Genomic DNA, 12,565 nt, shown 5'->3' on the forward strand with positions numbered 1-12,565 from the left:
TATATATTTTATGCATATAATCTATATATTATATATAATTACTATTAATTATATATTAAAATTTGAAAAAGTTTTATTAAAGATCAGTTAATAAAAACACAATGAACAGAAGGGGCCTTATAGCATCAATAATAGTTGTAATCATATCACTGGCAATAATAATCCCTGTTTTATTTATACTTGATACAATATATCACATCCCTTTCTTCGAGTCGTATGACATTTTTTTATATGCAATAACAATAGTTGCCGGTGGAATTATAATTGTAAATCTCATAGCATCATTAATAATGAACAGGGCCACCAGGGCAATAGGAAAATCAACAGCCGGAACCTTAAGTTTCACAGTAAAAATTGTCGGGTATCTGATTATAATTATAATATTCTTCACATTTGTTAAAATAGATATCGGTGCTGCACTTGCAGCAGGTGGTTTCGCCGGCCTTGTCCTTGGTCTCGCCTCACAGGACGTATTATCAAACATATTTGGTGGCATAGCTGTAGTTGCATCCCATCCATTCAGGGTTGGTGATCGTGTTACAGTGTCTACATGGCAGTATGGTCTTGATGCACCTGCATATCCTCCAAAGTTTTATTCAAACGATTTTTTAATACCCGGATATACAGGCGTGATAACAGACATTTCTTTAATGTACACATCCATACTCACAGATGACAATGTCCCATTAAAAATACCCAACAGCATTATGATACAGGCGGCAGTTTTTATTCAGGGGAAGAATAATTCAAGGCTTGTTAGAACGAAATTTGAAATATCAAAGGATATAGACCCTGACATAATTATCCCAATTCTGCAAGATGGCATTAAGAATTTTAAGTTTATATTAAATGAACCAGAAATAAGAATTTATGAAACAACATTTACAACATATATAATAGTTATAGAGGCCATGTGCAGTGGAAATTTTGAGGAGCCACCAAGAAGTGAAATATTAAAATTTTGCATGAAAACAGTTAGATCAATAAAAACAAAGCAAAATTAAAATTTAAATATATCCGGTTTAATTCCGGGAACATCATTATTAAACATATATATACCGCCGCCATTTCTGCCATTAAATGCAGTAGTTATAAAAAGCGTTCGAAAATCATCACCACCAAATGTGCAGCATGAAACATTTTCCGCGTCAAGTTCTATTTCAAGTAAAATTTTTCCGGATTTATTTAATTTTAATACATGGGAACCGCCGAAAAATGCAACATATATATTATCCTCGGAGTCTATTGTCATGCCGTCTGGAACACCTGGTGAGGCACTAACATCTATGGATTGCCCCTCTGATATAATTTCTCCATTGATATTATCATAATTAAAAACCCTTATCTTTCTGGTCGGAGAATCTATATAATACATGGTGCTGCCATCCATGCTCCATGCCATTCCATTGGATATTGTAACATTTTCCAGTATATTTTCTGGTTCTTTTTCAAATTTGTAAAGTTTTCCTATAGGATTCTTCTCATTAATATCCATTGTCCCTGCGAATAATCTTCCCGAATGGTCACATTTTCCATCGTTAAATCTTACATTTTTTTGAAAATCCATCTTAAAAAGCGCATTTTTATATGCTTTTTCAGTGTTGTAAAAATTTATTGAATTTCTTGTGGAGTATATTATCCCATCATTATGTGGGGCTATAAAGGTAATTATCTCGTCCAGCTTAACAGACGAAAAGGTATTTTTATACATTGAATGAAGTGTGCCGCTGTTTATATCTATCCAGTACAGTGTATCATTAAAGAACATGGGAGATTCACCAAGGGAAGAATGTGGTGCACCCTCAATTTTTTTTGCATACATATTTTTAATATAAGATATAAGGTATTAAATATTATCCTGTTTAAAATCCAAAGATGTTAAATAAAAATTATGGATTTACATTTATGTGGCATAATGTCATAAAAGATACTGATCTTAAGGATGGATCCATTAAGGGCATAACCATCGATGGCAAGCCCCTGCTTATTATAAAGAAGGATAATCATGTATATGCCCTTGATTTATACTGCACACATGAAAATACCTCACTGGATGAGGGATTTATAGAGAACTGTTCCATAGTATGTCCAAACCATTTCGCCTCATTTGACATAAAGTCTGGAAGGGTAACCGCTGGACCCGAAGGGAGCGATGAAAAGATAAAAGACCTTGGGTTTTACCAAACAAAAATAGAGGATGGTATTATAATGGTGGACTTTTAATGAGGGCACTGGTATTTATAAAGCAGGTACCTGACGTAAATGAAATTAAATTTGATAGCAGCACAGGCAGGATTGTAAGACAGGGGGTTAAACTCCTGATGAATTCGTTTGATAAAAAGGCGGTGGAGGAAACAGTAAGAATCAAGGAGAAATACGGCTATGAAACAATAGTTGCATCCATGGGCCCTGAAAGTGCAATGGACGTAATAAAGGAAGCAATAAGAATGGGCATAGACCGTGGTATACTTATAAGCGATAGAAAATTTGGCGGATCAGACACATATGTAACATCCAAAATACTCTCAGCAGTTATAAATATAATAAAACCTGATATTGTACTGATGGGGAGATATTCCCTGGATGGTGAGACATCACAGGTTCCACCAGAAACAGCATACATGTCCGGATATAAATTCATATCATCGGTATCGGAAATTAAAATAGATGGGGATACCTGTATTGCGAAACGTGATGAGGATAACGGCATAAGAACTATAGAATTTAAACTTCCAGCCTTAATTTCTGTAAGTGAAAAAATAAACCGTGCGAGGCCCGTTCCAGATATAGATTTAAATTATCATATTGATATTTTTGACTCTAATAAAATAACAGGTATTTCTGGTTCGGACTCATTAACCGTTGTTTCAGGCACCTCCATGCTAAATGACTCCAGAAACTGCAGATTTATATCATTTGAAGAATTTACTGGCATTTTAAATCAAAAATTAAATGAAAATATGATTACAGAAAAAACAGAGAGCGTTGATGATAACGAATCTGATAACATATTCCTTGGACTGGCAGTTGATGATCCGGCAACATCAATGCAGATTGCATCAAAAATTGCTGAATTATCCAATGGATCATACAGGATAGTTTTCATCGGCAATATTGATCCAGAAAAAATAGATGGACTTGCCTGCCATGAATATATATATCTTGGGAAACCATTGAACATAGATTTTGCAAATTTTGTTATTAATTATATAAAAACAAGCAATGTCAGGCATATACTGGCACCATCAAACCTAAATGGAAGGGATATATCATCATTTATAGCTGCATCCCTGGGACTAGGTTTAACTGCAGATTGCGTGGATATAAAACTTGAGGATTCAAAAATGATACAGTTTAAACCAGCATTTGGTGGTGGTATTATAGCCAGAATTGAATCAAAAAAAATTCCAGACTTTGCCACAGTAAGGCCCGGGATGTTTAAGGTAAGGTATGTAAATTATAACGCCAGGGTTATTATTTCAGGTATTGCCCATTCTGATGATATAAAGTATCTGGATTTCGAGCCTGTTGAAAATGGTTTTCCTGCATTTAATAAAAAAATTATTATTGGTGTGGGCCGTGGGGTGGCACGCGATAAAATAGATGATATAAAACAGATCGCCTCTAAAATCAATGCAGCAATAGGTGGAACCAGAAAGGTGGTGGACATGCATATAATACCCAGGCAGTTCCAGATTGGGTTAACCGGTGTATCAATATCGCCTGCATTATACATTGCCATTGGCATTTCCGGTGCAGATAATCATATAGTTGGAATAAGGTATGCTGGAACCATAATAGCTGTGAATAATAACCGGGACGCATCAATATTTAAGCATTCAGATTACGGTTTAGTTATGGATTCCACCGAATTCATAGACAGCCTGTTAAATAATTTAAATCACAACAAATTTTAATTTGTTAATAAGCGCTATTTAGTTGAATTGCAAACGTTTAAATAAATTTTTATTTATTCAATATTTTAAAATACTATTTAGTAAATATAGGATTATGAAATCTAATAATGGTATAGTTCTCAGGGTTGCTGAGGCTAATGCCACTGATCCGGGCATGGCAAGGGTCAGGCTTGACGAAATTTCCCGGCTTGACCTCAATGTCGAAATCGGTGATGTGGTTTCTATAGAAAAGGTCAGGGCTACTGTGGGCCGTGTTTTTAGGGCCAGGCCTGAGGATGAAAATAAGGGCATAGTAAGAATAGACAGTGTTATGAGGAACAACTGTGGTGCATCCATAGGTGATAAGGTTACAATTAAAAAGGTTGAGGTGGAGGAGGCAAAGAAGGTGGTTCTTGCACCAATCATTAGAAAAGATCAGAGGCTACGTTTTGGTGAGGGAATCGATGACTTTGTGCAAAAGGCGCTTATAAGGAGGCCTGTAATAGAGGGAGATAGCATCAGCGTCCCGGGACTCACGCTGGCAGGCCATACCGGACTTTTATTTAAGGTCATAAAAACAATACCCAGCAAGATACCGGTGGAAATCGGTGACATGACACAGGTTGAAATAAGGGAGGAACCTGCATCCGAGGTTCTCGAGGAGGTAACAAAGGTAAGCTATGAGGATATTGGTGGATTATCCGCACAGCTCGGAAAGATAAGGGAGATAATAGAATTACCCTTAAAGCATCCAGAACTTTTTGAGAGGCTTGGAATAACACCACCAAAGGGCGTGCTGCTTAACGGCCCTCCAGGAACAGGAAAAACGCTTATAGCAAAGGCGGTTGCCAATGAAAGCGGTGCAAATTTTTACTCCATCAACGGCCCAGAGATTATGTCGAAATATTACGGCCAGAGTGAGCAGAAGCTCAGGGAGATTTTCCAGAAGGCAGAGGAATCTGAGCCATCAATAATATTCATAGATGAAATAGATTCAATAGCCCCCAAGAGGGAGGATGTGCAGGGTGAGGTTGAAAGAAGGGTTGTTGCACAGTTACTGACACTTATGGATGGCTTAAAGGAACGTGGTCATGTAATAGTTATAGGTGCAACAAACAGGATTGATGCTGTTGATCCTGCACTAAGAAGGCCGGGAAGATTTGATCGTGAGATCACAATAGGTGTTCCTGATAAAAAGGGAAGGGAGGAAATATTAACAATACACACACGTGGAATGCCACTCGGAATGTCTGATGAGGAACGCAGCAAATTCATGGAGGAAATAGCAGACCTTACATATGGTTTTGTTGGGGCCGATCTGGCTGCGCTTACAAGGGAATCGGCAATGAATGCCCTGAGGCGTTATCTTCCAGAGATAGACCTTGATAAGCCAATACCCACAGAGGTTCTTGAAAAGATGGTTGTAACGAAGGAGGATTTCCTCGAGGCATTAAAGTCCATAGAACCCAGCAGTCTCAGGGAGGTAACCGTTGAGGTGCCAAATATTAAATGGGACGATATTGGTGGGCTGGAAAATGTAAAATCTGAATTAAGGGAGGCTGTTGAGCTTCCACTGTTAAATCCAGATGTATTCAAAAGGCTTGGAATCAGGGCACCCAAAGGATTCCTATTATATGGCCCGCCAGGAACAGGAAAAACATTACTTGCAAAGGCAGTTGCCAATGAAAGCAACGCAAACTTCATATCAGTCAAGGGCCCAGAGGTGCTGAGCAAGTGGGTTGGTGAAAGCGAGAAGGCTGTAAGGGAGATATTCAGAAAGGCCAAGCAGGTTTCACCCTCAATAATATTTATGGATGAAATAGACTCCATAGCACCAAGAAGGGGTGCATCAATGGATTCAGGCGTAACCGAAAGAATAGTGAACCAGCTATTAACATCGATGGATGGCATAGAGGTGCTCAACGGCGTCGTGGTCATAGCCGCCACAAACAGGCCTGATATAATAGACCCTGCACTGCTAAGGGCCGGCAGGTTTGATAAAATTATCTACATACCGCCGCCCGATGAGGAGGGAAGGTACAAAATACTGCAGGTACACACCAAAAAGATGCCACTTGCAAAGGATGTTGATCTTAAGGAGATAGCCAAAAAAACAGCAGGTTACGTTGGTTCAGATATAGAAAACCTTTGCAGGGAGGCTGGAATGATGGCATACCGTAACAATCCCAATGCAACTGAGGTAACGCAGGAGGATTTCATAAAGGCAATGAGTACAATAAGGCCATCTGTGGATGAAAGCGTCATAAAATTCTATGATAATCTTGCCGCCTCAATGGGAAAGGATATAACATCCAGAAAGAAGCCAACGCATGATATAGATTTATATCAATAATTTTTTTAATTATTTATATAAATATAAGAATCCATATCAACCTTATTATCGCTTGCATTTGCAAGCATTATCACATCATTTTTCCTGAAACCAATAACAGTTTTTCCATTCTTTTGCATTATCTCAAGAAATTCTTTAAATGTCATGTTCCTCTGGACGTCATTTATATCATCCTCCACCATTCTGCCTGATTTTAACATTTCATTGAATAACTCCGGCATGCCCGGGATATTTATGGATGAATAAATAAGCATTGAGGAAACATCGCCTTTTATGATTATGTCATCAATATAAGGTTCTGCATGCATTCTGCTGGATGGATTTAATATTTCAGCTATTATCCTTAATGCATTATTCAGCCTTCTGGCTATCATGGCCGAAAGTATGGTTTCAGCATCTATTGCCATGGAATCACGATCCTCGTTTTTTGAAAATATTAATATTATTGATGCTTTTTTAATCCCTGCCTTAATAAGGTCATTCTCATTCAAAAAATTACCCTTAATAAACGTATAATCATTTTTCTGCGGTATATCATCCTGATTAAGTATTACAATATCATAACCCGCTGCTGATATCTCATCAAGGACCTTTTTTGCCGTATCATTATAATTGCAAATAATTATATGCTTTTTTTCAACCGCCATTTTATCACCCAATCTTGCGGCAAGCCTAGAATCTATTAATATCGTTGTAACTGCCGCTGTAAAGTAGCCAAGGGAGCCAATACCAATTAACATTATGGCCATCCCATTTATTCTGCCATACTCCCCATAAACTGGTGTATCACCGTAACCAACTGTTGTTATTGTCTGCATGGTCCACCATAGACTTGTAAATAGATTATGTATTCCACTTGAGGCTATGTTATTTTCCAGATAATATTCAGAGAATACAGAGTATATAATCACGATAACAAGTAACATCCCTGCCTTAAAAATATGGTTTTTGCTGTATTTTTTCAGCCTTTTAAAAAAGAAATAAAATGGATACACATTCATTAATAAATTATAAATATAAATTTTTATTTATTTAAACATTCAACTGTTTTTCCGGGACATACCTTAAGATTCCTGCAACCCCGCCAAATGCTGTTTTTAAAAGCCTCCCCTCATCGCTATCCTCTGATACAAATTCAACGGTGGTTCCCGCAGCATCTGCAAGTTTGTACAAATCCTCTATAAAATCGTCCTCACGCTCGTAATTCATTGGAGTCCCATCATTGTCACACAGTGGCTGCTCCTCAGGCTCCTCAGTAAATGTTTTTTCAGCGCCACAAACAGGACATTTGTAAAAATATTTTATTTTTCTTATTGAATCCGAAATTATTAATAATTCAAGGTTCTTCATTTTCAATGCGTTTACAACGGCATTTTCCCCGTAAACACCGAGACCGCCATCAGGTTTTTTTATCTCCCTCAAGAACCTGTTTATTATATCCTTTTCTCTTGTAATTCTCATATCTTTTATTGATTCCGATGCCTTTTCCACGAGCTCCCTGAGCCCGGATTCATCCGTGTAACCTATATCAAACATATATTTTATTTTCTCCTTTATCTCATTCCTCAGGTATGATTTCTCCACAAAATATTCCTTTGTTGCACCAGGTCCACCAACAAATATTGTGATTATATCCTTAATAACAGGCATAAACGTTGCATTGGCAATATCCCCTATTTTTTTATAAAATTCATTTGCAGCTATTTCTATAAGCCTTTCAAACCTTCGGCTTGACTGACCACCCTGTCGGTGTTTGCTTGGCACAAGTGAATATTCATAGTCAACAACCTCAATTTTTGTTCCCTTTAAAAAGCCTATGGTTGCCTCCTTTCGGTCTATTACAAGAAGCCCATAAAGTTCCTTCTCCCTTAGCTGATCTGTCAGCTGCTCAAGATGGAAGCTTGAGTCGCACTTGTACAAAAATGTCTGTATTGGTTCAGGTGGCTCTATGATTTTTGTATACATCTCTGTTTGATCTCCCCTTGTGGCAACATGGCCGACGAAAAATACAAGTCCTGTTTCTGGTGGCTGCTTATAATATTTTAACCTGGACATAATTGATTCTATTGCCGCAAGCACATTCTTCCTTGTAGTCTTTGATTTTATATTGGCCGATGTTGAGTATTCCTCTCTTAAATACTGGACAACGTCTGATATCTGCTTATCTGGTGGAATGTAAAGTGAAATTAATTCTGTTCCCCTGCCATGAAGCCTTGACAATTCCTCCATGGCTTTTTTAAATTCATACCTCTTATAATCCTCGCTTTCCATAACAGAAAATTTTATAATAATATTTAACCTTAATGAAAAAATGAGAAGCGTTGTAATTTCACTTGGCGGTTCAATTATTTCAATGGAAAAATTAAATCTGGAGTTAATGAAGTCCGTATCCTCGACACTCCAGAAGATAAATACATATGATAAATATGGCATAGTGGTTGGTGGTGGCAGACTGGCAAGGACCTATATTTCAGATTTAAAGGCATATAATGTTAATGACAATATACTTGATGAAATAGGGATTAACGCAACAAGGATCAATGCACTTGCCCTAACCACATTTTTTGATGATGTAAACTCTAAAATACCAACAACAATAAACGATGCTGCCGAAATGATCCATAATTACCGTTATGTAATTATGGGTGGGACTGAACCGGGACATACCACCGATACAGTATCAACACTATTTGCGGAAAGGATTGGCGCAAAAATTTTAATAAACGCAACATCTGTAGACGGTGTTTATTCTGAGGATCCAAGAAAGTTTAAAAACGCAAAAAAATTTGATAAAATATCATATGATGATGCCATTAAAATTTCGGTAAATAATTCAATTGGTGCGGGAACAAATGTTTTTATGGATATAACATCGCTGACAATAGCAAAAAGGGCTGGAATAAAAATTTTTGTAATAAACGGTATGGATATGGATGAATATATAAATATTTTAAATTATGAAAGGTGTAATGGCACTGTAATCTCATAATAAAATGCGCCAATAAATATTATATTTTAAATTATTTAATTTTTATAATATATTTCTAAATCTGATGTATTTATAAAAATTTAAAAATTTTTTACTCCCTTATCTCTCTTTCTGATAAAATATATGTAAGCAAAAGCATAAATACACTGAGTACAAGAAGCCCAGTCATATACATTAGCACAGAATGTGCCTGAGATGCACTTAATGAACCATTTATTATTACAAGCCTTACAGACTGGGCAGACCATGATATTGGGTTATATTTGGCAACATTGCTTAACCAGTTTGCCATCAGATCTGGTGGGAACATGGCATAGCTTGCAAACATTAGTGGCAGGTTTATAAGGTTAACTATACCAAAAACTGATTCCATCTTTGTCATTCTCACAGCTATTATGCTGAATAGTGAGGAAAATATAAATGATATCATGAGCACTGCTGATACAAGAATAACAGCATCCATGATGTCAAATCCCTTTGCAATCTTTAGGCCATCTGGAATTAGCAATCCGACAACAAATAAGATTACAACCTGAACCAGTATCCTCACAACAGAGGATAATATTCTTGAGAAAACTATTGATGACCTGTTAATAGGGGCTATTAAAAACCTTTGAAGAATTCCAAGCCTTCTGTCCCAGATTATGTTAACACCTGAAAACATGCCTGTGAAAAGTCCAATAATCGTTAATATTCCTCCCATAAGGTATGTTATATAATCCGGTGCGCCCTCAAAGAAAAAGGCAGACCTAACACCGAATTTTGCAATGTCAAAGGCACTTCCAAATAAAACTATCCAGAATATCGGCTGGATTACACCCACTATGGCAGATACAGGATTTCTGTACCATCTTTTTAAATCCCTTATTGTTAATGGAATCAAACCACCCATGATATCACCTCTGTTTAAAACCCATCATTTTTGCATAATCCTTCTGTTCTGAATCTATATGCTTACCGGTATATTCTATAAACACCTCATCAAGCGAGGGCTTCCTTATACTAATGGATTCAGGTGATATATTATTGCTTGCAAGGTATTTCATCAGTTCAGGCAGAACCACATCAGAGTTGTTTACCTTCATCCTTATATCACCCATCTCCATCTTTTTTACCTCAATTGCATCCTTAAAATTTTCCACTATTTTCTCCTCACTGTCATTTTTGACCCTTAATGTTATAATATCACCCTTAAGACTTTTCTTTAATTCATCTGATGTTCCTGAAACTATTATTTTGCCATGATCCATTATTGAAAGTCTGTCAGAAAGCGCGTCAACCTCATCAAGATAATGTGATGTTAATATTATTGTAATTTTAAACTCATCACGAATGGATTTTATGTATTTCCATAAATTTGATCTTGTGGTTACATCAAGGCCCAGTGTTGGTTCATCAAGAAAAAGGACTTCCGGCGTGTTTATCAGGCCGCAAATCAGTTCAAGCCTTTTTCTCATTCCACCTGAGTAGGCACTTACCCTCCTGTTTTTAACGTCATAAAGGTCAACCATATTGAGCAGTGTTTCAATTCTTTCCTCCGCCTCCTTTTTTGGTACTCCATAAAGATCCGCCACAAGCTTTAGATTTTCATAGCCACTTAAATCTGCATCTGTTGTAAAGTCCTGTGGGACTACACCTGTTATCTGCCTTATTTTCAGTGCATCCTTATTGAGATCAAATCCTGCTATTTTAGCAGTTCCTGAAGTTGGTTTTAAAATGCCTGTTAACATTTTTATAAGTGTTGTCTTTCCAGCACCGTTCTGGCCAAGAAGTCCATATACCTGTCCCCTGCCTATTTTTAGGGTAACGTTATCAACCGCCTTAATATTTCCACCATATATCTTTGTTAAATTTTCTATTTCTATACTGTTATCCATCTTTATCACTCTATCTCCATTTTTGAAATTCTGGATGAAATCTCATCTATTGCCCTTATTATTTTATCCTGATTATTTTTAATATAATCCTTATCAGATTCCTTTATTACATCTATTAAATTTAGCACGCTTTTTCTTAAATTCCTAAAAAATATTTTATTTTCAGTAAAATTTTCAACCATTTTCTCATAATTTTCCTTATTTTTATTGAAGTATTCTATGCCGGCCTCAGTAATTTTATACCTGCCCTCATTCTTGGTTATTAGATTATTGCCCATGAGCCTTTTTAATGATGGGTATATCATGCCCGTGCTTGGTTTATAATCAGCATCAAATTTTTTCCTTATACCCTTGATTATGTCATACGGTTTTTTCTCCGTTGAGTATATCTGTTCAAGTATAAACAGGTCTGATATATGTGCCTTCATTACTAGATAATATCTAACTAATATTTAGATATATCTTTTATGAAAAAAGATATTATTTGATGAACAGCAAATCCTTCTCCACCTGAGATAAATGCACTAACATGTTATCAACATCCCTAATAAGTTCATCCCTTATGGATTCCTCCCTGATATTAAGCAATTTTATTGCATTTCCTATTGCTGCATGGTATCCATAAAAAATTTTAATATCATTAAACTCCTCTTTAAGGTATGTTCTAATTAATTTGGACTGCATTACGCCACCCAGAACCCCCATGGTAACATCCCTGTGAAAATTTTTTCTCATTCCATCCAGCATTAATTTTATCTCTCCAAATGCAGATTTTAATATGTGCATTGAAACTTCATCATTCTGGGACGATGATTCATCTACAATAATTGCAAGTGATGCCATAAGTCTTTTATCAAAATGTTTTTCAAGATTTGCAACCACCTCCCTTAAAGGCATTTTAAAGTAATCCTCAAATTTTTTAATCAAAACCGTTTTTTCTATTAATCCATCGTAGCTTTTCTCGCACATTTCAAGGGCCCTTCTTGCTATCCAGAAACCCGATGCAGCATCATCTGTTAGGTAGCTCCAGCCACCGATTCTATGCATGCGGCCATTGTTAATATATGAGCCAACAGAACCGGTACCAACAGCAGCAACTATACCGTCGCTGCCCAGTGTGACAAGATTTACGGCGGCCTCACCATCATTTGTGATAACCGCATCTTTATTAATTGATTTAACAATTGAATTTACCTCATCTGTATGGTATGCTGAATCACCATAACCCGCTATACCATATATTGATTTTTTAATATCATTGCATCTGGCCATTCTTTTTGCACGATTTATTGACCTAATTATATTGCCCTTTGATGTGGATTTTGACACACTTCTTACATTGCTTGGACCTGCAACCCCTATCCCCACGACCCTTAAATTATTCTCATCAATTATGGCCGAAAAGGTTTTTGTACCACCACCATCAACCGCCAGAATCATAAAAACGATA

General features: G+C 36.7%; 12 protein-coding genes. 5 read left to right on the plus strand and 7 right to left on the minus strand.

What is annotated here, in order from left to right; genetic code table 11:
- The first annotated feature begins 101 nt into the window (after positions 1-101).
- Positions 102-1,004: a mechanosensitive ion channel family protein gene (locus TZ01_RS07075; protein WP_048102093.1), complete on the plus strand. Its 903-nt coding sequence runs from the start codon at positions 102-104 to the stop codon at positions 1,002-1,004.
- Here TZ01_RS07075 and TZ01_RS07080 read toward each other — a convergent pair.
- The gene (locus TZ01_RS07080) at positions 1,001-1,822 is read right to left on the minus strand and encodes an SMP-30/gluconolactonase/LRE family protein (protein WP_048102094.1); all 822 of its coding nucleotides are present in this window, start codon (positions 1,820-1,822) and stop codon (positions 1,001-1,003) included. The two genes, TZ01_RS07075 and TZ01_RS07080, sit on opposite strands and share 4 nt — an antisense overlap.
- A 53-nt stretch (positions 1,823-1,875) precedes the next feature.
- Here TZ01_RS07080 and TZ01_RS09225 point away from each other — a divergent pair, with 53 nt between their 5' ends.
- The 3 genes from TZ01_RS09225 (at position 1,876) to vat (ending at position 6,249) form a co-directional block, all read left to right on the plus strand.
- Positions 1,876-2,223 (plus strand): Rieske 2Fe-2S domain-containing protein, encoded by a 348-nt coding sequence (locus TZ01_RS09225; protein ID WP_052656831.1) that lies wholly within the window; start codon positions 1,876-1,878, stop codon positions 2,221-2,223.
- The gene (locus TZ01_RS07090) at positions 2,223-3,917 is read left to right on the plus strand and encodes an FAD-binding protein (RefSeq protein WP_048102095.1); all 1,695 of its coding nucleotides are present in this window, start codon (positions 2,223-2,225) and stop codon (positions 3,915-3,917) included. Before TZ01_RS09225 ends, TZ01_RS07090 begins: the two co-directional genes overlap by 1 nt.
- 94 nt (positions 3,918-4,011) lie before the next feature.
- Positions 4,012-6,249, plus strand: coding sequence for a VCP-like ATPase (vat, locus tag TZ01_RS07095; protein ID WP_048102096.1), 2,238 nt, complete (start codon positions 4,012-4,014; stop codon positions 6,247-6,249).
- Positions 6,250-6,254: 5 nt separating this feature from the next.
- On the opposite strand, the gene TZ01_RS07100 is transcribed toward vat, so the two are convergent.
- Both TZ01_RS07100 and prf1 read right to left on the minus strand, forming a co-directional pair.
- Complete coding sequence (locus tag TZ01_RS07100) at positions 6,255-7,250, minus strand: TrkA family potassium uptake protein (protein WP_048102097.1); 996 nt, start codon at positions 7,248-7,250, stop codon at positions 6,255-6,257.
- Positions 7,251-7,281: 31 nt separating this feature from the next.
- Positions 7,282-8,520 carry a peptide chain release factor aRF-1 gene (prf1, locus tag TZ01_RS07105; RefSeq protein ID WP_048102098.1) on the minus strand — a complete coding sequence of 413 codons (1,239 nt, stop codon included), beginning with the start codon at positions 8,518-8,520 and terminating at the stop codon, positions 7,282-7,284.
- A 40-nt stretch (positions 8,521-8,560) separates the two neighbouring features.
- On the opposite strand from prf1, the gene pyrH reads away from it, so the two are divergent.
- The gene (gene pyrH / locus TZ01_RS07110; protein ID WP_048102099.1) at positions 8,561-9,238 is read left to right on the plus strand and encodes a UMP kinase; all 678 of its coding nucleotides are present in this window, start codon (positions 8,561-8,563) and stop codon (positions 9,236-9,238) included.
- A gap of 91 nt (positions 9,239-9,329) precedes the next feature.
- On the opposite strand, the gene TZ01_RS07115 is transcribed toward pyrH, so the two are convergent.
- From TZ01_RS07115 to TZ01_RS07130, 4 genes are read right to left on the minus strand one after another with little or no spacing between them, the layout of a single operon-like run.
- Positions 9,330-10,130 (minus strand): ABC transporter permease, encoded by an 801-nt coding sequence (locus TZ01_RS07115; RefSeq protein ID WP_048102100.1) that lies wholly within the window; start codon positions 10,128-10,130, stop codon positions 9,330-9,332.
- 4 nt (positions 10,131-10,134) lie between these two features.
- Positions 10,135-11,115 carry an ATP-binding cassette domain-containing protein gene (locus TZ01_RS07120; RefSeq protein WP_048102192.1) on the minus strand — a complete coding sequence of 327 codons (981 nt, stop codon included), beginning with the start codon at positions 11,113-11,115 and terminating at the stop codon, positions 10,135-10,137.
- 5 nt (positions 11,116-11,120) lie between these two features.
- Positions 11,121-11,543, minus strand: a complete 423-nt coding sequence (locus tag TZ01_RS09230; protein WP_052656833.1) for a PadR family transcriptional regulator — start codon at positions 11,541-11,543, stop codon at positions 11,121-11,123.
- 52 nt (positions 11,544-11,595) lie between these two features.
- A complete protein-coding gene (locus TZ01_RS07130) occupies positions 11,596-12,555 on the minus strand; it encodes a BadF/BadG/BcrA/BcrD ATPase family protein (RefSeq protein ID WP_048102101.1) in 960 nt (319 codons plus the stop codon).
- Positions 12,556-12,565 lie beyond the last annotated feature (10 nt).

Source organism: Acidiplasma sp. MBA-1 (assembly GCF_000949015.1).
Lineage (GTDB): Archaea > Thermoplasmatota > Thermoplasmata > Thermoplasmatales > Thermoplasmataceae > Acidiplasma > Acidiplasma aeolicum.